General features: G+C 61.0%; 28 protein-coding genes. All 28 read right to left on the bottom strand.

All coding sequences use genetic code 11. The features are described from left to right. Positions 1-2 precede the first annotated feature (2 nt). Positions 3-785, bottom strand: a complete 783-nt coding sequence (gene fliR / locus AC07R1_RS17715) for a flagellar biosynthetic protein FliR (RefSeq protein WP_011059989.1) — start codon at positions 783-785, stop codon at positions 3-5. A gap of 4 nt (positions 786-789) precedes the next feature. After that, entirely contained in the window at positions 790-1059 is a 270-nt protein-coding gene (gene fliQ / locus AC07R1_RS17710) for a flagellar biosynthesis protein FliQ (protein WP_011059988.1), read from the bottom strand. A 24-nt stretch (positions 1060-1083) separates the two neighbouring features. Then, positions 1084-1833 carry a flagellar type III secretion system pore protein FliP gene (fliP, locus tag AC07R1_RS17705; protein ID WP_011059987.1) on the bottom strand — a complete coding sequence of 250 codons (750 nt, stop codon included), beginning with the start codon at positions 1831-1833 and terminating at the stop codon, positions 1084-1086. After that, on the bottom strand, positions 1833-2276 hold the full coding sequence (fliO, locus tag AC07R1_RS17700; RefSeq protein ID WP_011059986.1) for a flagellar biosynthetic protein FliO: 444 nt from the start codon (positions 2274-2276) through the stop codon (positions 1833-1835). The genes fliP and fliO overlap by 1 nt, the downstream gene beginning before the upstream one ends. Next, positions 2277-2738 carry a flagellar motor switch protein FliN gene (gene fliN / locus AC07R1_RS17695; protein ID WP_011059985.1) on the bottom strand — a complete coding sequence of 154 codons (462 nt, stop codon included), beginning with the start codon at positions 2736-2738 and terminating at the stop codon, positions 2277-2279. A gap of 55 nt (positions 2739-2793) precedes the next feature. After that, positions 2794-3762, bottom strand: a complete 969-nt coding sequence (fliM, locus tag AC07R1_RS17690) for a flagellar motor switch protein FliM (protein ID WP_011059984.1) — start codon at positions 3760-3762, stop codon at positions 2794-2796. 9 nt (positions 3763-3771) lie between these two features. Beyond that, complete coding sequence (gene fliL / locus AC07R1_RS17685; RefSeq protein WP_011059983.1) at positions 3772-4272, bottom strand: flagellar basal body-associated protein FliL; 501 nt, start codon at positions 4270-4272, stop codon at positions 3772-3774. A gap of 190 nt (positions 4273-4462) precedes the next feature. Further along, the gene (locus AC07R1_RS17680) at positions 4463-5866 is read right to left on the bottom strand and encodes a flagellar hook-length control protein FliK (RefSeq protein ID WP_342403547.1); all 1404 of its coding nucleotides are present in this window, start codon (positions 5864-5866) and stop codon (positions 4463-4465) included. 98 nt (positions 5867-5964) lie between these two features. Next, positions 5965-6309: an Hpt domain-containing protein gene (locus AC07R1_RS17675; RefSeq protein WP_011059981.1), complete on the bottom strand. Its 345-nt coding sequence runs from the start codon at positions 6307-6309 to the stop codon at positions 5965-5967. 30 nt (positions 6310-6339) lie between these two features. Further along, positions 6340-8046 carry a fused response regulator/phosphatase gene (locus AC07R1_RS17670; protein ID WP_103289648.1) on the bottom strand — a complete coding sequence of 569 codons (1707 nt, stop codon included), beginning with the start codon at positions 8044-8046 and terminating at the stop codon, positions 6340-6342. A 5-nt stretch (positions 8047-8051) separates the two neighbouring features. After that, positions 8052-8357, bottom strand: a complete 306-nt coding sequence (locus AC07R1_RS17665) for an STAS domain-containing protein (protein WP_011059979.1) — start codon at positions 8355-8357, stop codon at positions 8052-8054. Between the two features lie 87 nt (positions 8358-8444). Beyond that, positions 8445-8894 carry a flagellar export protein FliJ gene (gene fliJ, locus AC07R1_RS17660; protein WP_011059978.1) on the bottom strand — a complete coding sequence of 150 codons (450 nt, stop codon included), beginning with the start codon at positions 8892-8894 and terminating at the stop codon, positions 8445-8447. 6 nt (positions 8895-8900) lie between these two features. Continuing rightward, positions 8901-10259, bottom strand: coding sequence for a flagellar protein export ATPase FliI (fliI, locus tag AC07R1_RS17655; RefSeq protein WP_015634633.1), 1359 nt, complete (start codon positions 10257-10259; stop codon positions 8901-8903). Next, positions 10249-11091, bottom strand: a complete 843-nt coding sequence (gene fliH / locus AC07R1_RS17650) for a flagellar assembly protein FliH (RefSeq protein WP_495110791.1) — start codon at positions 11089-11091, stop codon at positions 10249-10251. Before fliH ends, fliI begins: the two co-directional genes overlap by 11 nt. Before the next feature lie 9 nt (positions 11092-11100). Further along, the gene (fliG, locus tag AC07R1_RS17645) at positions 11101-12120 is read right to left on the bottom strand and encodes a flagellar motor switch protein FliG (protein WP_011059975.1); all 1020 of its coding nucleotides are present in this window, start codon (positions 12118-12120) and stop codon (positions 11101-11103) included. Beyond that, positions 12113-13900, bottom strand: a complete 1788-nt coding sequence (fliF, locus tag AC07R1_RS17640) for a flagellar basal-body MS-ring/collar protein FliF (protein WP_011059974.1) — start codon at positions 13898-13900, stop codon at positions 12113-12115. Before fliF ends, fliG begins: the two co-directional genes overlap by 8 nt. 15 nt (positions 13901-13915) lie before the next feature. After that, entirely contained in the window at positions 13916-14242 is a 327-nt protein-coding gene (gene fliE, locus AC07R1_RS17635) for a flagellar hook-basal body complex protein FliE (RefSeq protein ID WP_011059973.1), read from the bottom strand. 128 nt (positions 14243-14370) lie between these two features. Next, a complete protein-coding gene (locus AC07R1_RS17630) occupies positions 14371-15777 on the bottom strand; it encodes a sigma-54-dependent transcriptional regulator (protein WP_495110790.1) in 1407 nt (468 codons plus the stop codon). A gap of 5 nt (positions 15778-15782) precedes the next feature. Continuing rightward, positions 15783-16976 (bottom strand): sensor histidine kinase, encoded by a 1194-nt coding sequence (locus tag AC07R1_RS17625; protein WP_161467054.1) that lies wholly within the window; start codon positions 16974-16976, stop codon positions 15783-15785. A gap of 128 nt (positions 16977-17104) precedes the next feature. Further along, complete coding sequence (locus tag AC07R1_RS17620; RefSeq protein ID WP_011059970.1) at positions 17105-18580, bottom strand: sigma-54 dependent transcriptional regulator; 1476 nt, start codon at positions 18578-18580, stop codon at positions 17105-17107. A gap of 171 nt (positions 18581-18751) precedes the next feature. Then, entirely contained in the window at positions 18752-19048 is a 297-nt protein-coding gene (fliT, locus tag AC07R1_RS17615) for a flagellar protein FliT (RefSeq protein ID WP_011059969.1), read from the bottom strand. Between the two features lie 11 nt (positions 19049-19059). Further along, entirely contained in the window at positions 19060-19455 is a 396-nt protein-coding gene (fliS, locus tag AC07R1_RS17610) for a flagellar export chaperone FliS (protein ID WP_011059968.1), read from the bottom strand. A gap of 128 nt (positions 19456-19583) precedes the next feature. Further along, a complete protein-coding gene (gene fliD, locus AC07R1_RS17605; RefSeq protein WP_495110789.1) occupies positions 19584-21038 on the bottom strand; it encodes a flagellar filament capping protein FliD in 1455 nt (484 codons plus the stop codon). Between the two features lie 82 nt (positions 21039-21120). Continuing rightward, positions 21121-21492 (bottom strand): flagellar protein FlaG, encoded by a 372-nt coding sequence (locus AC07R1_RS17600; RefSeq protein ID WP_015634628.1) that lies wholly within the window; start codon positions 21490-21492, stop codon positions 21121-21123. A 73-nt stretch (positions 21493-21565) separates the two neighbouring features. Beyond that, a complete protein-coding gene (locus tag AC07R1_RS17595) occupies positions 21566-22417 on the bottom strand; it encodes a flagellin domain-containing protein (RefSeq protein WP_183000580.1) in 852 nt (283 codons plus the stop codon). 236 nt (positions 22418-22653) lie between these two features. Continuing rightward, positions 22654-22923 (bottom strand): hypothetical protein, encoded by a 270-nt coding sequence (locus tag AC07R1_RS17590; protein ID WP_495110788.1) that lies wholly within the window; start codon positions 22921-22923, stop codon positions 22654-22656. Further along, the gene (locus AC07R1_RS17585) at positions 22920-24209 is read right to left on the bottom strand and encodes a motility associated factor glycosyltransferase family protein (protein ID WP_495110787.1); all 1290 of its coding nucleotides are present in this window, start codon (positions 24207-24209) and stop codon (positions 22920-22922) included. The genes AC07R1_RS17590 and AC07R1_RS17585 overlap by 4 nt, the downstream gene beginning before the upstream one ends. An 82-nt stretch (positions 24210-24291) precedes the next feature. Next, positions 24292-25218, bottom strand: coding sequence for a ketoacyl-ACP synthase III (locus AC07R1_RS17580; protein WP_011059962.1), 927 nt, complete (start codon positions 25216-25218; stop codon positions 24292-24294). Positions 25219-25222: the final 4 nt, after the last annotated feature.

Raw genomic sequence — 25222 nt, 5'->3', positions numbered from 1 at the left:
GCTCAGCGTGCCCTCGCCAGTTCGCGCAAGAACTGCAGGGCCTCGGAGGCCAGCGGTTGATACTGGTTGAGAATGTCGGCCAGGCTGATCCAGACAATGCCCATGCCCAGCACCAGGGTCAGGGGAAAGCCGATGGAGAAGATGTTCAATTGCGGCGCCGCGCGAGTCATGACGCCAAAGGCGATGTTCACCACCAGCAGCGCGGTGATCGCCGGCAATACCAGCAGCAGCGCCGCCCCCAGCACCCAACCGAGCTTGCCTGCCAGCTCCCAGTAGTGGTTGACCATCAGGCCGCCACCCACCGGCAGGGTGGTAAAGCTCTCGGTAAGCACCTCGAACACCACCAGGTGGCCGTTCATGGCCAGGAACAACAGGGTCACCAGCATGGTGAAGAACTGCCCGATCACCGCCACCGACACACCGTTGGTGGGGTCGACCATGGAAGCGAACCCCATGCCCATCTGGATCGCCACGATCTGTCCGGCAACCACGAAAGCCTGGAAGAACAGCTGCAGGGAAAACCCCAGTACCGCGCCGATCAGGATCTGTTCGGCGACCAGCAACAGGCCGCTGAGATCCAGGGCGTGCACTTCGGGCATGGGCGGCAGCCCCGGCGCTATCACCACGGTGATCGCCAGGGCAAAGTACAAGCGTACCCGCCGCGGCACCAGGGTGGTCCCGAAGACCGGCATCACCATCAGCAGCGAGGTGACCCGGAACAGCGGCAACATGAAGCTCGCCACCCAGGTACTGATCTGGGTGTCGGTCAACGCCAGCAGGGACATGGGCTCAGCCGATCAACTGCGGAATACTGCCGTACAACTGACGGATGTATTCCATGAAGGTTTGCACCAGCCAGGGCCCGGCGACAATCAGGGTCACCAGCATCACCAGCAGGCGCGGCAGGAAGCTCAGGGTCTGTTCGTTGATCTGGGTGGCAGCCTGGAACATGGCCACCATCAGGCCCACCAACAAGCTGGGCACCACCAGCACCGCCACCATCATGGTGGTCAGCCAGAGCGCTTCGCGAAACAGGTCTACCGCGACTTCCGGAGTCATTATCGATCACCCGCAAACAAGGTTTTAAACACCACCGAAACTGCCCGCCAGGGTACCGATGATCAACGCCCAACCGTCCACGAGGACGAACAGCATGATCTTGAACGGCAGGGAAATGATCAGGGGCGAGAGCATCATCATGCCCATGGCCATCAGCACACTGGCCACCACCAGGTCGATGATCAGGAACGGAATGAAGATCATGAAGCCGATCTGGAACGCAGTCTTGAGCTCGGAGGTGACGAAGGCCGGGACCAGGATGGTCAGCGGCGCCTGGTCAGGGCTGGCGATGTCGGTGCGCTTGGACAGGCGCATGAACAGCTCCAGGTCGCTGCTGCGGGTCTGCGCCAGCATGAAGTCCTTGATCGGCACCTGAGCCTTGGCCACGGCGTCCTGGGCGGTGAGTTTTTCCGCCAGGTAAGGCTGCAAGGCGTCCTGGTTCACCCGGTCGAACACCGGCGCCATGATGAACATGGTAAGAAACAGCGCCATGCCGGTGAGGATCTGGTTCGACGGGGTCTGCTGCAGGCCCAGGGCCTGACGCAGGATCGAGAAGACGATGATGATCCGGGTGAAGCTGGTCATCAGCATGACGAACGCTGGAATGAAGCTCAGCGCCGTCATGATCAGCAGGATCTGCAGGCTGACCGAATACTCCTGCTGGCCGCTGGCATTGGTGCCAAGGGTGATCGCCGGGATCGACAACGGGTCCGCCGCCAACGCCAGCGGCGCCGCCAGCATCAGTGCCAACGTCAAGATGATGCGCAACGGCATTACTTCTTATCCTTCTGATCCTTGCCCAACAGCTCCATCAGGCGCTGGGCGAACTCGGGCGTCGCCTGCTCGGCACTGGGCACCTGCACCGGCTCCTTGAGTACATGCAACGGGGTGATGGTGCCCGGGGTCAGGCCCAGCAGGATCTGCTCGTTGCCAACCTGCACCAGCACCAGGCGATCGCGCGGGCCCAGAGCCCGGGAGCCGATCAGTTCGATCACCTGCCCCTTGCCGGCAGGACCGGCCTGCTGCACCCGGCGCAACAGCCAGGCCAGGAAGAAGATCACGCCGATCACCAGCAGCAGGCCCAGTACCAGCTGGGTCAACTGGCCGCTGACACTGCCGGTCACGGGCGCAGCCGCCGCCACCGCGGCGGTGGCCGCCGGCTCCGCGGCCAGGGCGCTCAGGGGCAGCGCGAATGCAATGCCAAGCAGCTTGTTCACTTAGCGCAGCTTCTTGATGCGTTCGCTGGGGCTGATCACGTCAGTCAGGCGAATGCCGAACTTTTCGTTGACCACAACCACCTCGCCATGGGCGATCAGGGTGCCGTTGACCAGCACGTCCAGCGGCTCGCCGGCCAGGCGATCGAGCTCGATCACCGAGCCCTGGTTGAGCTGCAGCAGGTTGCGAATGTTGATATCGGTGCTGCCCACTTCCATGGAGATCGATACCGGGATATCCAGAATCACGTCCAGGTTAGGGCCGTCCAATGTGACCGGCTCATGGTTCTTCGGCACGCTGCCGAACTCTTCCATCTGCAAGCGCCCGGAACTTGACGCAGCGCCGGCGTCCGCCGCCAGCAGGGCATCGATATCCGCCTGACCGGCATCACCGGTTTCTTCCAGCGCAGCAGCCCACTCGTCGGCCAGCGCCTGGTCGTCCTGGGAGTTAATTTCGTCAGCCATCATGGGTCCTCGACGGGCAAAAATTCATTGAACAGCAAACAGGTTGGAGCGCCGCTCAACGGCGCTCGATCGGCTCGATCACTTGCAGCGCCAGATTGCCCTTGTGGGAACCCAGCTTGACCTTGAACGACGGCACGCCATTGGCGCGCATGATCATGTCTTCGGGCAGTTCCACCGGGATTACATCGCCAGGCTGCATGTGCAGGATGTCCCGCAGGCGCAACTGACGACGGGCGACAGTGGCGCTTAGCGGCACGGCCACATCCAGCACGTCCTCGCGCAGAGCCTTGCTCCAGCGTTCATCCTGGTCGTCCAGGTCGGACTGGAAGCCGGCGTCGAGCATTTCGCGGATCGGCTCGATCATCGAATACGGCATGGTCACGTGCAGATCGCCGCCACCGCCATCGAGCTCGATGTGGAAGGTCGACACCACGATGGCTTCGCTGGGACCGACGATGTTGGCCATGGCCGGGTTCACTTCCGAGTTTATGTACTCGAAGTTGACCGGCATGATCGCCTGCCACGCCTCCTTGAGATCGACGAAGGCCTGCTCCAGCACCATGCGCACCACCCGCAGTTCGGTCGGGGTGAATTCGCGCCCTTCGATCTTCGCGTGGCGGCCATCGCCGCCGAAGAAGTTGTCCACCAGCTTGAACACCAGCTTGGCGTCAAGAATGAACAGCGCGGTGCCGCGCAGCGGCTTGATCTTCACCAGGTTCAGACTGGTGGGTACGTACAGCGAGTGCACATACTCGCCGAACTTCATTACCTGCACGCCACCCACTGCCACGTCAGCCGAACGGCGCAGCATGTTGAACATGCTGATACGGGTATAGCGGGCGAAACGCTCGTTGATCATTTCCAGGGTCGGCATGCGTCCACGGACGATGCGATCCTGGCTGGTCAGGTCGTAGCTTTTGACACTGCCGGGCTCGGCAGCGTGTTCGGTCTGCACCAGACCGTCGTCGACGCCATGCAACAGCGCATCGATCTCATCCTGGGACAGCAGGTCCTGCACGGCCATGTCGTGTTCCTACTGCAGTACGAAGTTAGTAAAGAGCAACTGCTCGACCACCACTTTGCCCACCTCTTTCTGCGCCACTTCCTGAACGCTGGCGGTGGCCTTCTGGCGGAGCATTTCCTGGCCGACCGGAGTGGCCAGGGTGTCGAAACTCTGCCCGGAGAAGAGCATGACCAGGTTGTTGCGGATCACTGGCATGTGCACTTTCAGCGCATCCAGGTCGGCCTGATTACGCGCCAGCAGGGTAATGCTCACCTGCATGTAGCGCTGCCGGCCGTTCTGCGTGAAGTTGGCAACAAAGGCTGGGGCCATGGGCTCGTAGATCGCCGCAGGCTTGACGTTGCTGGCGGTCTCTGCAGCCGGGGCCGGCTTGCTCTGAGCACTGTGCATGAAGTACCAGGTGGCGCCGACCGACAGGCCGATGGCCAGCAACAACGCCAGGACAATCAAGAGGATAAGCTTGAGTTTGCTTTTCCCTGCGGTGGGTTTTTCTGCTGCTTCGCTCTTCGCCATGCCAATAATCCGTCACTAATCGGGGGTTCACAGTCGCACGGCAAGGCAAGAGCAAGTGTTATGCCAGATTTGTCAGAAAGGCAGGGATCAACAGCGAAGGGCAACGCTGCGAAGGGAAACCTGGGGTGCAAGCTGTTGCAGATACACCGCGAGGATCAATGCAGGGGCCGGTAGCGGCCCCCGCCACAGGTCAGGCGTAGTAGTCGACGGCGCTGCTGCCGATCACGGTCTGTACCGGAGCCTGCACTTCTGCCACGGCCGGGGACGACTCATCATCGCCATTGTCCAGGCGCCCGCCGCTGGTGCTGGAACCGCTGCGGCGATTCTGCTCCTGCTGCGCCTGCTCCTGGCCCTGCCAGCCACGGGACTGATCGGAGACGTTGACGTCCACCTGCCCCAGGCCCTGCTGGTTGAACATGTCGCGCATACGGTGCATCTGCCCTTCCAGGGCTTCGCGAACGCCAGCATGGGCACTCATGAAGGTGACCTGGGTCTGCTGGTCCGGAATCATGTGCACGCGAATGTCCAGGCGCCCCAGCTCGGCCGGCTGCAACTGGATGTCTGCCGACTTGAGGCTGGTGCTGGACAGGTACATCACCCGGTTGACCACCTCTTCGGTCCAGCCATTCTGGTGCATGGCCAGCGGCTGGTTGACCGGCACCGCGTTGGCCGTCTTGGGCGTCGCGGCCTGGGTCAAGGCCGCCAGGCGATTGGCGAAATCATCCACCCGGGTATCACTGGAAGCCCCCTTGAGGTCCTTCAAGCCATCGGCGATCAACCCGCTAAAGGCCTTTTCGCCGCCCTGCTCGGTGCCGCTCTTGCCCGCCTGCTGCTCGAGCATGCCGGCCATGCCATTGGCGAAGTTCTGCACCGAGGCCAGCTGCCCTTCATTGCCGGCATTGCCTGGCGTGGCCTTCGGCTGGCTCTGGCTGGACGCCGACACATGGCCGCCCTGCTCCATGGCCAGGCGCACCGCAGGCAAGGCATCCAGAGGATCAGCCTCGGGATCGAATTCAGGCTTGGCCGGCTCGACGGGTGGCGCCACCACTGCGGCAACGAGGGCCGGCGCAGGGGCGACGGGAGCCGCCTCGACCTGAGGCGGCGCAGGTGTCGCCGGGGCCGGTTCAGCCGGCACCACAGGCTGTGGCGGCGCGACCTGTACCAGGCTTGGATCCAGCATCGGATCGCTGGGGGGCGGGGTGTCGGTTTGTGCGGTATCAGCCGGCTTGGCAGCATCAGTGGGCGCTGTTTTGCTGTCGCTGCTGTCGCTGCTGGCCGGCTTGTCGGCAGGCAAGGATTTGCCGCTATCGGCAACGGCTGGCTGCGGCGCGGCAGAAGAGTCCTTGCTGACATCCTTCTTCGGGCTACTGTCAGCTCCCTTGTCGCGCACCGGCTTGGGCGAGTTGTCGGCAAAGCTTGGAGGCTTGGCCTGCGGCTGGTTCTGGGATTCCTTGGCGTAGAGCTGCGCGAAGCTGGAAGCCTTGTCCCCAGGCTCGGCAATGCTCGCCAGGGGGCTGACAGGTGCCGCTTGAGTCTTGGACTTAGCGCTGGCCTGGGCAGTGGCCTGAAGAAGCGAATTAGGGGTAACAGCCATGGGACAGTCTCCGCTGCACGGGGATCATAGGTACAGTTGGAAGACTTTACTGCAAAGGCCGGGCCAGTTTTATCAATCCGCAGATAAAAAGCTGTTTCTCAACAATGAAAGCGCTGCAGCTCCTGCTCGCACAAGCGTCGAACGATCGCGAACTCGCCGTCGATCTCCCCCACCAATTGTCGAATGCCATCTGCGGCCGACTGCCCGGCCCGCAGTTCCAGCTGATGACAGAGTTCGGCCAGGCGGGTCGCGCCCATGTTGCTGCTGCTGCCCTTGAGGCTGTGGGCGGTGGCTACCAGCAAAATCGTATCCTCGGACTTATGCAGCAACCGCACACGCTCCTCGGAATCGCAGACGAAGGTATCCAGCAGGACGGGATATTCATCCTCCATGACCTCTTGCAAAGCATTGAGCACCGTGTGGTCCAGATGAATCTCAGCCACTTGTTCACTCCTTGATCAAGAACCCGGGAATTATGCCAGAGCCTCCCAAGAAAACTCCACGCAGACACTGCGCCCATCATCCGCCCACACGGCCTGCTGGCTCATCTGCCGGATCAGACTGACGCCACGCCCCGACAGACGCTCCATATCATTGGGCCGCGCCAGGACCGCAGCCACATCGAAGCCCTCGCCACTGTCCTCGACGCGCACCACCAGGCGCCCTCCCGCTTCCAGGGGCTGCACTTGCAGATGCACCCGGACAAAGCCCTCCTGCAACTGCGCAAGCCGGGTCGAGCGTTCGCGGTAATAGCGGGTGAACCCCTCGGCATCGCGCTTGAGCCGCGAGTCGAGCTTGAGCACGCCATGTTCCAGGGCATTGGAGTAGAGCTCTGCCAAAACGCTGTACAGCGCCCCGCTCTGGGAGCGCAGGCCATGCACCTCAAGCAACAGTTGCAGCAGATAGGGCAAGGGATTGAAACGCTTGAGGGTGGCAGCCCGAAACTCGAAACTCACCGACCAGTCCAGCGGGCAGGACTGGCCACTGTCGGAGTACACCAGAGCCGGCGGCGCCAACCGGGGAAACTCCGGCAACCCCACCTCGACCATGCTCACATCATCCCGGGCACTGCCGCCAAAGCGCTCCAGGGCCTGCCGGATCTCCTCGAACAGCTGATCTTCCTGGCGATTGGCGGCAAACACCTGGTGCAATCGCTCGACGCCAAACAGTTGCTCCTCGGTGTTACAGGTATCGATTACCCCATCCGACAACAGGAACACCCTGTCTCCCGGCGCCATGGAAAACACTTCGGTACTGTCCTCGAAGGCCTCGGCGCTCAACACACCCAGGGGCAAGTGGCGAGCCACCAGCGGCGTGCGTGCGCCGCTGGCGTGCCGATACAGATACCCTTCGGGCATGCCGCCGTTCCACACCTCCACCGCCCGCCGCTGGGAACTCAGGCACAGCAGGGTGGCACAGCAGAACATGTCCACGGGCAGGATGCGCTTGAGCTTGGCATTCATCTCCCGCAGGGTTTCCGGCAGGCCGTAGCCCTTGGCGGTCATGCCGTAGAACACCTCCGCCAGCGGCATGGCGCCTACCGCCGCAGGCAGCCCATGGCCGGTGAAATCCCCCAGCAGTACGTGCATGTCTCCGGCCGGGGTGTAGGCCGCCAACAACAGGTCGCCATTGAACAGGGCATAGGGCGATTGCAGGTAACGGATATTCGGCGCATCCAGGCAGCCGGCATGGGCGACCTTGTCGAACACCGCCTTGGCCACCCGCTGCTCGTTGAGCAGGTAGTCGTGGTGGCGAGTGATCTGGTCACGCTGGTGCAGCACGGTCTCTTGCAGACGGCGCAGGCGGTCCATGGCGTTGATCTTGGCACCCAGCACCACCGGGTTGTAAGGCTTGGCCAGAAAGTCGTCGCCACCCGCTTCCAGGCAGCGGGCCAGGGCCTCGCCGCCGCTCAAGGAGGTGAGAAAGATGATCGGCACCAGGGTCTCGCCAGCCAGGGCCTTGATCTGCCGGGCAGCCTCGAAACCGTCCATCACCGGCATCAATGCATCCATCAGCACGATGTGCGGGCGCTGTTGCTGAAACAGCTGCACCGCCTCGGCGCCGTTGCTTGCCGCCAGCACCTGATGCCCCTGGCGCCGGATGATGCTGGACAGCAGCATGCGGTCCGCTGCGCCATCTTCGGCGATCAGCACACACAGGGGCTCGAGCATCGACCGCATACCGGTCAACTGATGTCGAAAAGCTTGTCGAAGTTGGAGATGGCGAGGATCTTGCGCACATCCGAGTTGCTGTTGATTACCCGGACATCGGCGTTGTCGCCGCCGGCGTGGTCACGCAGCAACAGCAGCATGCCCAGGGCCGAACTGTCGAGATAGGTGGCTTCCTTGAGGTCCACCACGATGGACTCCGGTGTCCGGTTGAGTCGCTCGTAGGATTCGCGAAACTCCTGGTGGCGTCCGAAATCGAAACGGCCTCTGATGGAGATCGTGAGTTTTTGCCCGTCCGGGGATATTTCTGTAACGACCGACATGTGACTGCTTCCTTGTCATTGACGACGTCTAAAAGGTTTAGCACCCACTCGCCGGGGGGACAACCCGCACGGGGCAAATGAGCACCATCAGTATGGGCTCTGACGAGGCAAGCGTTGGGAAAGTTCATCCAGCAACTTCTGCTCACGCTTGTCCTCAAGCGCCCGCGCCTCGTCGATATAGCGCTGCACCAGCTTGCGCAGCCCCTCGACCCGGGCATAGGCCTGCTGCCAGGCCTCCCGGGCGCGATCGAGGTTGTTCTGGTGCCAGGCCAGGCTCTGTCGCTGCTGACCGACGGCGGTATCCAGCTGGCTGAGAAAGTACTGGTAGTTCATCAGCCAGTGGCCACTGACCCCCAACTTGCCGCGCTCGACCCACTGTTCCTGGTAGTCGCCACGAAAACGCTCCAGGTCCCCCAGCTTGCTCTCGGCCACACGCACCTGGCCGTGAAAGTACTCCAGGCGCTGGGCGGCCGTGCGCTCGGCACTCTCTGCCATGTCCACCACCGGCGCCAGGCGCGCGGCACGGCTATCAGCCATGGCCGGTTACCCGCCCGCTGCCGGAGCGAAAAGCATTTCCAGGTGGGTCTGGCTATGGCCCAGGCTGATGTTGTCATTGAGCCCCTGGCGCAGGTACGCAACCATGGCCGGATGCAGGGAAATGGCCGTATCGGTATCCCGGTCGCCGCCGGCCACATAGGCACCGACGCTGATCAGGTCCCGGGCCTGCTGGTAACGCGACCACAGCTGTTTGAAGTACTGCGCCCGCGCCATGTTGTCAGGGCTGATCACCGCCGGCATGACCCGACTGATGGAAGCCTCGATGTCGATGGCCGGGTAGTGCCCCTCTTCCGCCAGGCGCCTGGACAGCACGATATGCCCGTCGAGCACGCCCCGCGCCGAGTCGGCGATCGGGTCCTGCTGGTCGTCGCCTTCGGACAAGACCGTGTAGAAGGCGGTGATCGAACCGCCGCCGGCCTCGGCATTGCCGGCACGCTCCACCAGTTTGGGCAGCTTGGCGAACACCGAAGGCGGATAACCCTTGGTGGCCGGCGGCTCGCCGATGGCCAGGGCGATTTCCCGCTGGGCCTGGGCGAAACGTGTCAGGGAATCCATCAGCAACAGGACGTTCTTGCCCTTGTCGCGAAAATATTCGGCGATCCGCGTGCAGTACATCGCCGCCCGCAGACGCATCAGCGGAGCATCATCCGCTGGCGAGGCCACCACCACCGAACGCTTGAGGCCTTCCTCACCCAGGATGTGCTCGATGAACTCCTTGACCTCACGTCCCCGCTCGCCGATCAGCCCGACCACAATGATGTCGGCCTCGGTGAAGCGGGTCATCATGCCCAGCAGCACACTCTTGCCCACGCCGGTACCGGCGAACAGGCCGAGACGCTGACCGCGACCTACCGTCAATAAACCGTTGATGCTGCGAATACCCACATCCAGCGGCTGGCTGATGGGGTCGCGCTTGAGCGGGTTGATGGTGGGGCCGTCCATCGGCACCCAGTCTTCGGCACGCATCGCACCCTTGCCATCCAGCGCCCTACCGGCGCCGTCCAGCACACGCCCGAGCATACTCATGCCCATGGGCAAACGGCCGGTGTCGGCCAGGGGCACCACGCGCGCGCCCGGAGCAATCCCGGCCACGCTGCCCACTGGCATCAGGAATACCTTGCTCCCGGAGAACCCCATGACCTCGGCTTCGACCTTGACCGGGTGGTAGCTGTCATCGTTGATCACCATGCACCGGGTGCCCATGGCCGCGCGTAAGCCTTCGGCCTCCAGTGTCAGGCCGACCATGCGCAGCAGGCGGCCCTCAAGGATCGGCTGGCCCGGCAGGCTGATGGCCTGGGCATAGCCCCCCAGGCGCTTGCCGAAGCTGGTGCGTTCAAGGCGCATTGCTAGGGTCCGCTGGCTCGTGTGCGGCGTCAGGGTCAATAGCGGGGTCGGCGATGTCGCTCTGCGGCGCCGACGGCGTCAATGGCCCCAGGTCCAGGCCAAGGTCCGCCGCTGCCGGATGCAGCGATTGTTCGTGCAACTGGTCGTACAGCTGGTCCATGGCCTGGGCGATCCGGGTTTCCATGCTGGCGTCGATACGGCTGTACTCGGTCTCGACCCGGCAACCGCCGGGCAGCAGCGCTTCGTCCTCGACGATGCGCCAGCTTTCCTCATGGCGCTCGCGCAGGCTTTTGACCTGCTCGAAATCCTGCGGATTGACGTACAGGCGCACATTACCGACGCCCAGGGGCAGCAGCTTGAGCGCTTCGCGCATGACATGTTCGATCTGCGTGGAGTCCATCGCCAGCTCGCGCTGGATCACCTGGCGGGTGATATGCCGCACCAGCTCCACCAGGGTCTTTTCAATCTGGGTGTCCTGCTCGGCAATGGGCTCGAACAGGTTGGCCATCAGTTGCTCGAGCGCCTGCAACTTGGCGCTCAGTGCCACTTCGGCTTCCTGGCGCACTTTGAGGGTGGTGCTGTGAAAGCCCTCTTTCTCGCCGGTGGCGAACCCTTCGTTATAGGCTTCCTGGCGGATGCTCTCGAGCTCTTCAAGGGTCAGCGGCTGGACTTCCTCCAGCGGCACTTCCTCGATCTCCTCCTGCACCTCTTCCGGCTCGGGCTCAGGCTCGGGCGGCTCGGGATCGAAACTGGGCAGCGCCCAGACGTCAAAACCCTCGACGTCCCGGGCGCGAATCAGCTCGCTTTGGGACTCATCACTGCTGGACGACATAAAGCGACCTTAGATCATTTCTTCGCCGCCCTTCCCGCCGAGAACGATTTCTCCGGCTTCGGCCATACGGCGGGCAATGGTGAGGATTTCCTTCTGCGCGGTTTCCACATCGCTGACGCGAACCGGGCCCTTGGCTTCCAGGTCGTCGCGCAGCAGTTCCGCCGCACGCTTGGACATGTTCTTGAAGATCTTTTCCTTGACCCCTTCGTCCGAGCCCTTGAGAGCCAGCACCAGCACGTCGGAAGAGACTTCGCGCAGCAGCGCCTGGATGCCGCGATCGTCGACATCGGCGAGGTTGTTGAAGACGAACATCAGGTCTTCGATCTGGCCCGACAGGTCTTCGTCCACTTCGCGGATCGAATCCATCAGTTGGCCTTCGATCGAGCTGTCGAGGAAGTTCATGATGTCGGCTGCACGCTTGATACCACCCAGGGTGGTCCGCGATGCGTTGGAGTTGCCGGAGAACTGCTTCTCGAGAATCTGGTTGAGTTCCTTGAGCGCCGCGGGTTGCACGGTGTTGAGCGAGGAAACCCGCAAGATGATGTCCAGGCGCGCCTTGTGGTCGAAGTTGCCGAGCACTTCGCCGGCCTGGTCAGGATCGAGGTAGGCCACCACGATGGCCTGGATCTGCGGGTGCTCGTAGCGGATCACGTCGGCAACGGCCCGCGGCTCCATCCACTTCAGGCTGTCCAGGCCGCTGGTGTTGCCACCCAGCAGAATACGGTCGATCAGGCCGTTGGCCTTGTCTTCGCCCAGGGCCTGGGTGAGCATCTTGCGCACGTAGTCATCGGAACCGACGCCGAGGCTGGTCTGGTCGCCGACAATGTCGACGAACTCGCTCATCACCTGTTCGACCTGCTCACGGTGCACGTTACCCATTTGCGCCATGGCCACGCCCACCCGCTGGACCTCTTTGGGGCCCATGTGGCGCAACACTTGCGCAGCATCGGTAGAACCCAGGGACAGCAGCAGGATCGCGGCTTTGTCGACCCGGGTCAGTTTGGCGGTAGCGGCTCGGTTATCACTCATCTGCGTTAATCCACTCTTTCACGACCTGAGCCACTCGACCCGGATCTTCAGCCACCAGACTCTTGATTGCGTTCAACTGAGCGTCATAACCCTCGCTCGGGCTCGGCAGCAGAATGCTCTGCGGGCCGCCGAGGCTCACGCGGTCGTTGCCCAACTCACCGTCCAGGCCGCCCATGCCGCCCAGCTCGACGTCACTGCCCAGGCCTGCCAGTTCTTTGTTCTTGCCGCCGCCAGTGATGTTGTTGAGCACCGGACGCAACACGCCGAACACCAGCACCAGGATGAACAGCACGCCGAGCACTTGCTTGACGATGTCCCAGAACCAGGGCTGCGAGTAGAACGGAATATCGGCGATCACTTCCCCGCGTTCGGCGGAGAACGGCACGTTGATCACGCTGACGCTGTCGCCACGGCTGGCATCGAAGCCCACGGCGTCCTGCACCAGACGGGTGAAACGCGCCAATTCGTCGGCGCTCCACGGCGCTCGGCTGGTTTCTCCATTGGCCGGGTTGACCTTGACCTGGTCGTCCACCACTACCGCTACCGACAGACGATTCAGGCGACCCTGCTGCTGCTTGGTATGGCTGATGGAGCGATCGAGCTCGAAGTTCTTGGTGGATTGTTGACGCTTGTCCGACGGGTACGGCGCCAGCATCGGCTGGCCGGTGGCCGGGTCCATGATCTGTTGGCCGTTGGCGTCCAGCAGTGGCTGGCCCGGTTGCACCATGCCGGCGGCGGCAGTGGCGCCACCGGTGGTTTGTGGCGCAGAGGCCGGCGCTGGCGGCTGGTTGCTCAGAGCACCCGGCACGCCTTGCGGGCCGTTGCTGCTGGAGCGCTGCTCATTCACCGACTGCTCGCTGCGCAGGGCCGGCTGGTCGGGGTTGAACTGTTCGGAGGTGGATTCCACGGCACTGAAGTCGACGTCCGCCGAGACTTCAGCCTTGTAGCGATCGTTGCCCAGCACCGGTTGCAGGATGTTGTGCACCCGCTGGGTCAGCATGCCTTCCAGGCGGCGGCTGTAGTCGAACTGCTTGCCAGCCATGGTCAGTGCGGAGTTTTCCGCCTGGTCGGACAACAGGTTGCCCTTCTGATCGACCACGGTGACCTGGGACTTGTTCAGCTCGGGAACACTGGTCGCCACCAGGTTGACGATGGCCATGACCTGGCCGGGCTCCAGGGAACGGCCGGAGTAGAGTTCTACCAGGACCGAGGCGCTGGGCTTGCGTTCATCACGCACGAACACCGAGCTTTTGGGAATCGCCAGGTGCACCCGGGCGCCCTTGACGTTGTTCAGGCTGGAGATGGTGCGAGCCAGCTCGCCCTCCAGGCCGCGACGGTAACGGGTCGCTTCCATGAACTGACTGGTACCCAGGCCCTGCTCTTTATCGAGGATCTCGAAACCGACGTTGCCGTCACCCGGCGCTACGCCAGCCGCGGCCAGCTTCAGGCGGGCTCGGGACAGGTCATCGGCCTTGACCAGCAAGGCGCCGGAATTGGGCTCTACGGTGTAAGGAATGTCGGCAGAGGCCAGGGTATCCATGACCTGCTTGGCGTCCATACCCGCCAGGCTGCCGTACAGCGGCCGGTAATCGGGTTGCTGGGACCACAGCACCACGGCAAAACCAATCGCCACGCTGGCGGCCAGGCCCACCAACAGGCCGACCTGACGCAGCATGGTCATCTGGGACAGGTTTTCCAGGAAGGACAAACCGAACAGCGGCGGTTTACCGTCGATCGGGGCGGCCTTGGCCGGTACGTTATCGGCGACTGCTTCTGCCATGACTCAATCTCGTCCTTAAACCGGCATCTGCATGATGTCTTGATACGCTTGAACCAGCTTGTTGCGAACCTGGGTCAAGGCTTGAAAAGACACGCTGGCCTTTTGCGAGGAAATCATCACGTCCGTCAGATCGACACCGCTCTTGCCAATTTCAAAGGCACTGGACAGCTGATTGGACGCCTGCTGAGTGTCATTGACCTTGTTCACGGCCTGGCCAAGCATGTCAGCAAAGCTGCTGCCGCTGACTTCTGCCACCGCGGCGGATTTAGGCTGCGACATTGCGTCCATCTGCATGGCACGCATATCCAGCATCAACCGATTAAATTCAACACCTTGGCTCATGGTCTACTCTCTCTGACGACCCGCAATTTTTTGACGCTCACTCAGCGGTTAGTGAGGTGTTAGCAACAAGGGTGCCAGCTCCATGGCCCTTATCGACAAAAGCCCATCCCGGGCTTGCCTCTCACAGATCAGGTCGCGAACAGATAGGCCTCGACGTCCATTCCAGCATCGCGCATCTGCGCCAACTTGTAGCGCAAGGTCCGCGGGCTGATACCCAGGCGTTCCGCGGCCTCCTTGCGTCGCCCGCGCTCGGAGCGCAGGGTATCGATGATCATCTGAAACTCCCGGCGCCGCAGGTCATCGCCCAGGCCGCCGGATTCTTGAGCCGGCACCTCCACCTCGGCAGCCGTGCCACGCGCTGCCATCTGCACCACGGGCGCCAGCGCCGGCAGCGGAGCACAAGCCACAGGGCCGGCAAGACAGAAATCTTCCGGCTGGATCAAGCCCCCCTGCTGCAGGATCAATGCGCGCTGCAATGCGTTGTCCAGTTCTCTAACGTTGCCTGGCCATGGATAGACCAGCAGGCACTCCTGGGCCTTGGCCGATAGCCTGGCCGCCGCGTGCTTCATTTTATTGACGTGCTTGGCCAGCAGGCGCTCGGCCAGCGGCAGGATATCGGCGGTACGCTCGCGCAACGGCTTCCAGGCCAGAGGAAATACCGACAAACGGTAATACAAGTCCTCGCGGAAACGGCCGGCCGCCACCTCCCCCGCCAGATCGCGGTTGGTGGTGGCAACCACGCGGATATCCAGGGTGATCGGCTTGCGCGCACCAACCCGCTCCACTTCGCGCTCCTGCAAGACCCGCAGCAGCTTGGCCTGCAAGCCCAGAGGCATTTCGGAAATCTCGTCCAGCAGGATGGTGCCGCCATCGGCCTGCTCGAACTTGCCGGGCTGGGCAGCGATGGCCCCTGTGAAAGAGCCCTTTTCGTGCCCGAACAAAGTGGCTTCGAGCATGTTGTCCGGGATGGCCGCGCAGTTGATGGCGATAAACGGCTGATTGACTCGATGGGAATGCTGATGGATATAGCGCGCCAGCACCTCCTTGCCAGTGCCGGATTCACCGGAAATCAGCACCGTGGAGTCACTGCGGGCCACCCGCGCCGCCAGCTCCAGCAACTGAGCGCTGGCTGGTTCGAAGGCCACAGGCCCCTCATCCTCGCCAACACCCAGGCTGCCCAAGGCATGGCGCGCCACCAGGTCCAGCAGGGCCCGCGGCTCGAAAGGCTTGACCAGATAATCGGCCGCCCCCTGGCGCATGGCGTCCACGGCACGCTCGACGGCGCCATGGGCAGTCATCAGCAACACCGGCAGTTGTGGCTGGCGGGCTCGCAGCAGGCCAAGCAATTGATGACCATCCATGCCCGGCATGTTGACGTCGCTGACCACCAGGCTGAAGGGCTCGAAGGCCACCGCTTCCAATGCTTCCTCAGCACTGCCGACAGCCTTGTAGTCATGACCGGCCAGCAGCAGGGTATCCGCCAGGGCCTCGCGCAATGCGCGGTCGTCTTCAACCAGTAGAACCTTGATTGCCATTACCTTCACTCCACTCCATGCACGCTGGAGAACAGAGGCAGTGTCACCAGCGCACAAGTACCGCGCCCAGGACGCGAGCGCAGCGACAATTCTCCCTGATGAGCACGGGCTACCGCCTTGACCACCGTCAGGCCCAGCCCGGTTCCATTGGCCTTGGTGGTGAAGAACGGCTCTCCCAGGCGCTCCAGGACCGCGGCGTCGATACCACTGCCACTGTCACTGATGCACAGCCGCAAGGTGTCGCCGCGGCTGTACAGGTGCACCTTGAGTCGCGCCGCGCCGGCACTGGCCTGCACCGCGTTCTCGATCAGATTGAGCAAGGCACCCACCAGAGTGTCGCGATTGCACAGCAACTCACCGTGGTGGCTATCGCACTGCCAGCGCACGGCAACGTCCTGCACATGGGTCAGGGCCGCGGCCTGCAACGACTGCAACAGCGACTTGGGCGTCAGGCGATCGGTCAGGGGCAATTCGCCACGGGCGAACACCAGCATGTCGCGCACTTGATGTTCCAGCTCGTGCAAACGCTCCTTGAGCCGCCCGGCAAAGCGCTGATGGGTAGCGACCGGCAGTTCCTGCTCCGTGAGATGGCTGGCGTACAGCAGGGCCGCCGACAGCGGCGTGCGGATCTGGTGAGCCAGGGAGGCAACCATCTTGCCCAGGGAGGACAGACGCTCATGACGGGCCAACTGGTCTTGCAGATGACGGGTTTCAGTCAAGTCATTGAGCAGCACCAACTGCCCGGGCTCGGCATCCAGCGAGCGCGTGGCAATCGACAGGCGTCGACCGTCGCGCAGGGAAATTTCATGGCCATCGTCTTCGCGAGGGGCAAAGCTGCGGGCGATGATGTTGCGCCACAACTGCCCTTCCAGCGGCAGCCCCAGCAGCTCGCAGGCTGCCGGGTTGGCCTCGGTGACGATGCCATGACCATCAATCACGATGACCCCGCCCGGCAACAGGTCCAGCAGGTTCTGCAGACGATTGGCCAGACGCTCCTTTTCCGCCAGCTCCTGCATGCGCTGGGCGCTGACCACCGCCAACTCGCCCTTGAGCTCGGTCACCCGGGCCTCAAGCATGCTGTAGGAGTCAGTAAGTTGGCTCGACATCTGGTTGAACAAGGCGAAGGCCTGCTCAAGACCTAGCCGGCTTGCCTGCTCTACGGACGACGATTGCCCCTGTGCATCAGGGGCAGGAGACATCTGGGCGGCTTGGGGCATCGTGCACTCTCGCGTGGCTGACCGTCAGTTAAACGGAACGTTGCAAGAGACTTAGCAATACCCGTGCCTAAAAAAAACCACCCAGTTTTCAAAGACTTGAAAAACCGGCGTCAATCATCCGCCTGTTCATCACCTTCACGACGGCTCATACCGTACTTGCGCATCTTCTCCACCAGGGTGGTGCGACGGATACGCAAACGCTCTGCGGCCCGCGCCACGATGCCATTGGCGTCGTCCAGCGCCTGCTGGATCAGCCCTTGCTCCAGGCTGCCGAGGTAGTCCTTCAGGTCCAGGCCTTCCGGCGGCAGCATGGCCGTGGCGGCGAAGTCTGGCGCGTGACCGTTGATCGCTACGCGCTCTTCCAGATCGCTGCGCAGGCTGTCCACCAACTGCTCGTCTTCGTCATCCACATAGCGGAACTTCTTCGGCAACTCGACGACGCCAATCACACCATAGGGATGCATGATCGCCATGCGTTCCACCAGGTTGGCCAGCTCACGAACGTTACCCGGCCAGCCATGCCGGCACAGCGACATGATGGCGGCAGAGTTGAAGCGGATAGAACCGCGCTTCTCGTGCTCCATTCGCGAAATCAGCTCATTCATCAGCAGCGGAATGTCTTCCACTCGCTCACGCAGCGGCGCCATTTCAATGGGGAACACGTTGAGGCGGTAGTACAGATCCTCACGGAAGCTGCCTACCTCGATCATGCTTTCCAGATTCTTATGGGTGGCAGCGATGATTCGCACATCAACACCCTGGGTCTTGTTGCTGCCCACGCGCTCGAACGTGCGCTCCTGCAGCACCCGCAACAACTTGACCTGCATCGGCAGTGGCATATCGCCGATTTCGTCGAGGAACAGGGTGCCGCCATTAGCCAGCTCGAAACGTCCGGCACGACTGGTGATAGCACCGGTGAACGCGCCCTTTTCATGGCCAAACAGCTCACTTTCCAGCAGCTCTGCCGGAATGGCGCCGCAATTGACCGGCACGAAAGGCGCGTCGCGCCGCTTGGAGTGATAGTGCAGGTTGCGCGCTACCACTTCCTTGCCTGTTCCCGACTCGCCAAGGATCAGCACGCTGGCGTCGGTATCCGCCACCTGCTGCATCATCTGGCGCACATGCTGGATGGCGCGACTGGTGCCTACCAGGCTGCGGAAAAGATTGGGTTCACGGTGACGACCGCGCTCACGGGCCTGATCGTACATTTCACGATAGACCTGGGCCCGGTGCAGGGAGTCCAGCAATTTGCTGTAGCTGGGAGGCATTTCCAGGGTGGAAAGCACACGACGACGCTGGTCTTCAGGCAGATCAATGGAAGAATTTTCGCCCATCAACAGCACTGGAAGGAACTCATCCCAGGTTGAGAGTGTCTTTAACAGGCCCAGAAGTGCACCAGGAGCATTTACGGTCCCGATGAGGACGCAAATTACTTCGCGACTTGACGACAAAGAGCCGACAGCCTGCTGCCAGTCATGGCTACCGCAGGGTAAATTTTCTTCGCCAAGAAAATTTAAAATCACCGCCAGGTCGCGGCGGCGCACGCTATCGTCATCGATCAGCAGAATTTTGGTTTCACGCCACATGCAATAGCAACTTCCCTAGTCAACTCAATGCCCAGATAAGGGGCAAGCTAGACGCGCTTGTAGGCATTTTCTGCCTTATAGACGCCTGAAATCTGAAAACAGCCACTAGTTAAGTCAAAAAAGCGTGCACAGTCAAATTTATGGCGCGCAGTATTCGGGATTAACTCAACATCAACCGAACAAATGGTAAACCTTTGCCGCGTTCTGTGCTTGCTGGATCTGCGACATCTCGTCGACTATCGCCTGGCGCTCCCCTGTTGCCACCTCAAGCAGTTGCCGGTAGACCCCCAACAACTCCTCCAGATTGTCGCGCAGTGCCGCCTCGTCGACCTCAGCCTCGCTGAGCACGTCCTCCATGCATGAACGGCACGCCAGGTCCAGCTCGCCAATGGCTTGCCAGTTGCGCTCGGCCAGGGCGCCGACCAGCGCCTCACGGGTTTCTTCAATGCGTTGCAGGACAGCACTCATGGTGTTCCTCCTTAAAACTGCGGACCCGGTGCGGCAATGGCATCCCAGCCATCCTTGACCGTACGCAGCAGATCGGCGACCTCATCGAGAATCTTCGGATCGGTCTTGATATTGGCTTCAGCCAGGCGCTTCATCATGTAGGTATACAGACTGTCCAGATCCCCCAGGGTATCCAGGGAGTTTTCCAGGTCCAGGCCTTCACGCAGACCACCAATGATGCCGATGGCCTTGCTGATGAATATGCCTTTGTTGGCGATATCCTTGCGCTCGATCGCCCCCTTGGCCTGAGCGATACGATCCAGGCCGCCTTCCATCAGCATCTGCACCAGACGGTGGGGACTGGCTTCGGAGGTCTGCGCCTGCGCACCGATCTTCTGGTACTGCCGAAGGGCTAACATCGGATTCATGTAATACCTCTTCAAAACTCAAGGGTTCGTATAAGCAATATATCGACGCAACGTCAAAAAACTTTAGGCCAAATACAAAAGCCCGGAGCGCTGAAAAACGCTGCCGGGCTTTTGGCGCTGAGTGAATATCAGCCTTTTTGCTGGGCGGTCAAGGCCTCAAACATAGACGTGATGTTACTGGCGGTGGCCTTCAGCTTGCCCACCAGGGTGTCCATGTCGTTGTACTTCTTGGTCAGTACCGCTGTCAGGGTAGCCACCCGACGATCCAGGGCATCCTGTTGATCGCTGAGCTTTTTCTTGGTCATGTCCAGGGTCTTGGTACGAGTGGTCAGGATCCCCTCGGTCATGCTACCCACGCCCTGGGTAAACGGCTTGATCGCGTTAGTCATGCGTTCCAGCAGGCCCGGGTTGGTACCATCGCCGGTAAACAGCTTCTGCACTTCACCACCGAGCTTCTTGTCGGTCATGGCAGCCGTGAATTTCTTGTCGTCGAAATCCAGTGCACCGGTCTTCTGGTTGGTGGTGATCCCCAACTGCGCCAGCACTGTCAACTTGTCGCCGGCGCCCGTTTCGGACAGTGGTGCACGAATAGCCGCCAGAATCGAACGAGGCAGCGAGTCACCAGTGAGCTGTGCCGGGATGGTCGGGTTGCCACTGTCATCCAGGGAAGGCTTGGTCAGCGTAGTAATGCCGTTGGCCACGGCGTTATAGGCGTCGACAAACTTCTGGATCGAGGTTTTAAGACCCTCAGTGTTTGTGGCAACTGTCACGGTGATCGGCGTGGTGGTTGGCGCAATCAGATTAAGCTTAAGACCGGAAATGGCCTGCGTGACTGTATTGGTCTTGCTGGTCAGTTGCATGCCGTCGACGCTGAAAACCGCGTCCTTGGCCAGCCCACCGATATTACCGGATGAGGCGGCGGAAGGCGGATTGGTATCACTCGACATCGGCTGAGTGCCATCGATCTCCAAACCAGCAATACCGCTGACAGAAATATCGGTGCCCGCACCGGTTTTTTCGGAGCCGATCACCAGTCGCGAACCGAACGAGTCGGTCACGATGTTCGCGCTGAGCCCGGCCATGTTCATCTTCGAATCGGCGTTGATCGAGTCACGCACCGATTGCAGCGTCGCATTGGCGCCGACGGTCAACGGGTAGTTAATGCCATTTTGAGTGATGTTTAACGTACCACTCGGAATGGCACTGGTATTTCCTCCGCTAAAAGCCGCACTAGCCACTTTTGACGAAGTTGCAAGATTTTTGACGGTAACCGAGTATTTGCCGGCAACCGCATAGTTGTCTGCAGTGGCGTCTACGGTCTTGCTGTCGCTGGAGGTCGCAGCGAAACCGGCAAAGGCGGGATTCACAGAGCTTCCCAGCCCAGCAACCGACAGCGTGCTCTGGAAGGTCGACAACAACGACTGCAATGTCCCGATACCAGAAATGCTGGCGCTATTGGTGGTGGTCGCGCGATCGATCTGGCCTTGCTTGGCCGCCTTGTCAGCAGCTACCAGCGCCTTGACGATAGCACCGGTGTCGAGGCCGGAACCCAGGCCGGTACCCGGTAGAATTGGACTTGCCATGTGTCTCTCCCTTCAGTGTGCCGCCAGTCTTTTGACCACAACAGCGCTCAAACGTAACCAGCAACAATTTTCATGCCAGCTGTCAGGCCTTGGCACTGAACAACAGACTACTCGCATCATTCAAGCTATTGGCCAGTTTCAGCACTTCTTCATTGGGGATCTGGCGAACCACTTCACCCGAATCACTGGCAATGACTTTGACCACGACCTTTCCGGAAGGCTCGTCGATCGAGAATTCTAGATTGCGCTTGACCGACTGGACGAACTTTTCAATTTCCTGAACGGCCATTTTCAACTTTTCCTGCTCGGTCCGAGCTTCTTTCTTACTGTCCTGAGCTGCGGTTTTGGCAACTGCAGGAACGACCTCTCGAGGCTTCTCCACGGGCTTGTCAGCGACAGGCGTCACCGGCTTGGCCGCTGGATAAGACAAGTTCAGCTTCACGCTCATATCCATGTCCATCACCTCTTAAAGTAAAAAAGCGAGAGAGCACGACCAGCGCACTCCCCCGCCAAAGCTTAGCCAGCTATTACTGAAGCAGTTTCAGTACAGCGGATGGCAGTTGGTTGGCCTGGGCCAGAACTGCGGTCGAAGCTTGTTGCAGAGTCTGCTGCTTGGTCAGCTGGGCAGTTTCAGCAGCGAAGTCGGTATCTTGTACGCGACCCAGTGCAGCACTGGCGTTTTCGTTGATGTTCTGCAGGTTGGAGATGGTGCTGGTCAGACGGTTCTGGGCAGCACCGAGGTCGGCACGGCTGGAGTTGATGGTCTGCAGCGCCTTGTCGATAGCGTCCATAGCGGCTTTGGTGCTGGCTTCAGCAGTGGTGCTGTCAGTACCGGTGATGGCGATGGTCGCGGAATCCACGCTCAGGGTTGCAGCGTCGAAGCCGCTGGCCAGAGTGATGGTGATCTGGTTGGTAGCACCAGTGTTGGAACCAACCTGGAAGGTCATGGTACCAGCAGTACCGTCGATCAGGTTCTTGCCGTTCAGGTTGGTCGACTTGGCGATACGAGTCAGCTCGTCCGACATCTGACCGAATTCTTTGTTCAGAGCAACACGGTCTTGAGTACCGTTGGAGTCGTTTCGCGACTGAACAGCCAGTTCACGCATACGCTGCAGGATGTTGGTGGATTCTTGCATCGCGCCTTCAGCGGTCTGGGCGATGGAGATACCGTCGTTGGCGTTTTTGATCGCCATGGTCTGACCACGGATCTGCGAAGTCATGCGGGTAGCGATCTGCAGGCCGGCGGCGTCGTCTTTTGCGCTGTTGATCTTCAGGCCGGAAGACAGGCGAGTCATCGAAGTCGACAGAGCGTCGGAAGCGCGGTTCAGGTTTTTCTGAACGTTCAACGACGTGACGTTAGTGTTTACTGTTAAAGCCATGACGAATTCCTCGTTGGTTGGGTACTGCGGCTTCCGGCCCTGGCAACCGCCGGGTAATGGCCTAGAGAACCTTCGTAATAGTTATCGTCGGTAATGCAAGTTGCTTTAGGGCTTTTTCAAAAATATTTGCCATCACCCGGCCATCCCTTGGAAAACAAGGGGTTAAGCCGACACCAAACGAAAAACTGACGCCAGAAAATCCCCACCCAAAACACTCGTCCAGCCTGTCGCACCACTCATCCGCCAAACTCGGCCTGCAACCAGTCCAGCAGTTCGTACTCCAGATAGTCGGCCAACCCCAACCAGTTTTGCCCTTCCTGGCATGCCAGCATCAGGGTCAGCAATTGCGCCCAGTCCTGCTGGACAGGCGGTGCAGCTCCGTCCACCAACGATTGGATGGGATCGAACAGCTCAACCATGACACCCACCGCCTCGACATCACGCCCCAGACGAAACAGATCGGCGACCTCTCTGGCTCGGAAAAACACAGGCTCTAGCTGATTCATTGAGCAAAATCCGGGTGAAAGGTGGTACCGAGGATCATCGCGCCATCACGACTGGTATTGAAAAACGCCACCTCAGGCTGACTGCTGATATAGCGCTCCAGTTCGCACAGGTAGCTGCGGAAATTAAGCTGGGTCTTGACTCGCTGCCCATGCCCACCCAGCACCCAGTGTCGGGCCGCGCCGAGTTGCGGGCCAAGATCGCCGTCATGCCAACCGGCATGGGTACGGTTCATGGGGAACGCGAAGTCCGCACCAAACAGGGTGATCCGTCGCCCTCCCATCTTCACCGCCAGATCCACGGCCGGATGAATCACGCTGCCACCGGCATGCAGCTGTGCCCGGGGTATGCGCTGGCGCAATGCCTGGAACACCGGGCTGGCGGAATACGCCACATACCGCGGCCCGAGCCAGCCCTCGAGTACCTGCGGGTCCGCCAGCGGCATATACACCAGAGCGGTGCAGTCACTGCCTTGAGCAGGCAGGTGCCGGGTGGAAATTCGCTGGTCGACACTCACCACCAGGTCCACCCGGATGCCCTCTTTGAGCAGCGGCTGGTATGCCGTATCGACACAGATCAGCAGCGGCCGCTGCGCCTGGCCGGACACGGCGCGCAATGCCGCATAGTGATGCTCCAGGCTCGGCCCCGTAGCGATAACAAAGACTTCGCTCCCGGGATGGCGATCAAACAGCTCGGCAATATCGCGATCCATCCCCACCCAAGGCTCAATGGCAGCCAGGCGCTCGGCGATATCCGCTGTATCTGCGGCAAACAAACGATTATTGAAGGAAAGATGAGTCTCGCTGATCAACCGATCGCGGATCTTCGCGTTGTAGTCATCGGCCAGCACCAGCTCGGCCGGCAGGGCGAAAAACGGCAATGCAATCTCCGGCAGGTCGCCGGCATACAACAACTCGACCCGCGGATCAGCCAGCCAGGCCTGCTGTTCCAGCAGTTGCAGCACCAGCTTGAACAGTGCGCCATTGAGAATGTGCACATACAGACGCTCCAGCCCCGGCCGCTGCAGCAACGCCATTTGCAGGTCACCCAAGCCACAGCCGTAAAGATGCAATACCGCCGCCTCAGGCAGGCTGGCGGCCTGGACCTGAGCCTCGCGACTGCGATCATGGCGACTGGTCAGCTGGACCCCGCCAATGCTCAGGGTCGAGCCAAGGCCTTCCACCAGATCCGCCTGCAGCACAGCAGCATCCTCAGCCTGCACCCGTGCCAGCAGCGCCGGCCAGCGCTCACCAATCACCCGGGCGTTGTGTTCAAAGCTGTCGCTCATGCCGCCTCGCTTATCACTCGTGCAAAAAAATAGCGCTCAAGATTACACCTTGAGCGCTATCTGTGCCGCTGCGAGCTGAAACTCAGGAGCGGTAGATGATGGCCGATCCCCAGGACAGACCAACGCCGAAGCCACTGAGGGCAACGCGCTTCCAACTGGAATCGAACATGTGCTTTTCCAGCAGCAGCGGAATGCTGGAGGACACGGTATTGCCGGTCTCCACCATGTCCTTGATGAACTTGTCGGGGTTGCCTTCGAAACGCCGGGCCACCGCATCGACGATCGCCGCGCTGCCCTGGTGAATGCAGAAGGCATCGATATCGTCAGACTTCAGCCCCGACTCATCCAGCAACTCGTGCAGGTGTGCCGGCACTTTCAGCAGAGCGAAGTTGAACACCTGGCGGCCGTTCATGAAGAACACACCATCGGTGACCTTCAGGTGCGGAGCCCCCGAACCATCGGTACCGAACTTGGCCTTGCCCAGCTGCCAGGTGGCGTCCTCGCCCAGCCAGGTGGCCGTGGCGGCGTCACCGAACAGCATGGTGGTATTGCGATCTTCGGGATCGACAATCTTCGAGTAAGGGTCAGCGGTGACCAGCAGGCCATTCTTCAGGCCAGCAGCTTCCATGAACCCCTTGATGGCATAGATGCCGTAGACGTACCCGGAGCAACCCAGGGAAATATCAAAGGCCGCGACGGTGGTGGGCAGGCCCAGTTTGTCCTGTACGATCGCCGCGGTGTGAGGCAAACCTTCTTCGTCACCGTTCTGGGTAACCACGATCAACACATCGATGGCTTCGCGCTTGAGTTCCGGGTTAGCGGCAAACAATGCATTGACTGCTTCGACACACAGATCGGAGGTTTCTTGCCCGGCGTCTTTGCGCGGCAGGAAGGCCGAACCGATCTTGCCCAGGATGAACTCTTCATCCTTGGCGAATTTTGCACCTTGTGCGTAATTGTCCACGCCGGCTACAGGCACGTAGCTCGCAATGCTTTTTATGCCAATCATTACG

Source organism: Pseudomonas sp. GW821-FHT07F01 (genome assembly GCF_059418825.1).
The sequence above is the reverse complement of the archived record's forward strand: the minus strand, read 5'-3'. Positions and strand labels throughout refer to the sequence as shown.

What these genes read in the sequence shown, in the direction of transcription:
- AC07R1_RS17585 (WP_495110787.1), bottom strand. Translation starts at nt 24,209, where the DNA reads ATGAGCGACAGCTTTGAACACAACGCCCGGGTGATTGGTGAGCGCTGG.
- AC07R1_RS17630 (WP_495110790.1), bottom strand. Translation starts at nt 15,777, where the DNA reads ATGGCAATCAAGGTTCTACTGGTTGAAGACGACCGCGCATTGCGCGAG.
- fliF (WP_011059974.1), bottom strand. Translation starts at nt 13,900, where the DNA reads ATGGCAGAAGCAGTCGCCGATAACGTACCGGCCAAGGCCGCCCCGATC.
- fliQ (WP_011059988.1), bottom strand. Translation starts at nt 1,059, where the DNA reads ATGACTCCGGAAGTCGCGGTAGACCTGTTTCGCGAAGCGCTCTGGCTG.
- fliS (WP_011059968.1), bottom strand. Translation starts at nt 19,455, where the DNA reads ATGAATCCGATGTTAGCCCTTCGGCAGTACCAGAAGATCGGTGCGCAG.
- fliE (WP_011059973.1), bottom strand. Translation starts at nt 14,242, where the DNA reads ATGAGCCAAGGTGTTGAATTTAATCGGTTGATGCTGGATATGCGTGCC.
- AC07R1_RS17665 (WP_011059979.1), bottom strand. Translation starts at nt 8,357, where the DNA reads ATGTCGGTCGTTACAGAAATATCCCCGGACGGGCAAAAACTCACGATC.
- AC07R1_RS17670 (WP_103289648.1), bottom strand. Translation starts at nt 8,046, where the DNA reads ATGCGGTCGATGCTCGAGCCCCTGTGTGTGCTGATCGCCGAAGATGGC.
- fliL (WP_011059983.1), bottom strand. Translation starts at nt 4,272, where the DNA reads ATGGCGAAGAGCGAAGCAGCAGAAAAACCCACCGCAGGGAAAAGCAAA.
- fliD (WP_495110789.1), bottom strand. Translation starts at nt 21,038, where the DNA reads ATGGCAAGTCCAATTCTACCGGGTACCGGCCTGGGTTCCGGCCTCGAC.
- AC07R1_RS17580 (WP_011059962.1), bottom strand. Translation starts at nt 25,218, where the DNA reads ATGATTGGCATAAAAAGCATTGCGAGCTACGTGCCTGTAGCCGGCGTG.
- AC07R1_RS17625 (WP_161467054.1), bottom strand. Translation starts at nt 16,976, where the DNA reads ATGTCTCCTGCCCCTGATGCACAGGGGCAATCGTCGTCCGTAGAGCAG.
- fliG (WP_011059975.1), bottom strand. Translation starts at nt 12,120, where the DNA reads ATGAGTGATAACCGAGCCGCTACCGCCAAACTGACCCGGGTCGACAAA.
- fliR (WP_011059989.1), bottom strand. Translation starts at nt 785, where the DNA reads ATGTCCCTGCTGGCGTTGACCGACACCCAGATCAGTACCTGGGTGGCG.
- AC07R1_RS17595 (WP_183000580.1), bottom strand. Translation starts at nt 22,417, where the DNA reads ATGGCTTTAACAGTAAACACTAACGTCACGTCGTTGAACGTTCAGAAA.
- fliM (WP_011059984.1), bottom strand. Translation starts at nt 3,762, where the DNA reads ATGGCCGTGCAGGACCTGCTGTCCCAGGATGAGATCGATGCGCTGTTG.
- AC07R1_RS17620 (WP_011059970.1), bottom strand. Translation starts at nt 18,580, where the DNA reads ATGTGGCGTGAAACCAAAATTCTGCTGATCGATGACGATAGCGTGCGC.
- AC07R1_RS17680 (WP_342403547.1), bottom strand. Translation starts at nt 5,866, where the DNA reads ATGGCTGTTACCCCTAATTCGCTTCTTCAGGCCACTGCCCAGGCCAGC.
- AC07R1_RS17600 (WP_015634628.1), bottom strand. Translation starts at nt 21,492, where the DNA reads ATGGATATGAGCGTGAAGCTGAACTTGTCTTATCCAGCGGCCAAGCCG.
- fliT (WP_011059969.1), bottom strand. Translation starts at nt 19,048, where the DNA reads ATGAGTGCTGTCCTGCAACGCATTGAAGAAACCCGTGAGGCGCTGGTC.
- AC07R1_RS17590 (WP_495110788.1), bottom strand. Translation starts at nt 22,923, where the DNA reads ATGAATCAGCTAGAGCCTGTGTTTTTCCGAGCCAGAGAGGTCGCCGAT.
- fliJ (WP_011059978.1), bottom strand. Translation starts at nt 8,894, where the DNA reads ATGGCTGATAGCCGTGCCGCGCGCCTGGCGCCGGTGGTGGACATGGCA.
- fliN (WP_011059985.1), bottom strand. Translation starts at nt 2,738, where the DNA reads ATGGCTGACGAAATTAACTCCCAGGACGACCAGGCGCTGGCCGACGAG.
- fliP (WP_011059987.1), bottom strand. Translation starts at nt 1,833, where the DNA reads ATGCCGTTGCGCATCATCTTGACGTTGGCACTGATGCTGGCGGCGCCG.
- fliI (WP_015634633.1), bottom strand. Translation starts at nt 10,259, where the DNA reads ATGCGCCTTGAACGCACCAGCTTCGGCAAGCGCCTGGGGGGCTATGCC.
- fliH (WP_495110791.1), bottom strand. Translation starts at nt 11,091, where the DNA reads ATGTCGTCCAGCAGTGATGAGTCCCAAAGCGAGCTGATTCGCGCCCGG.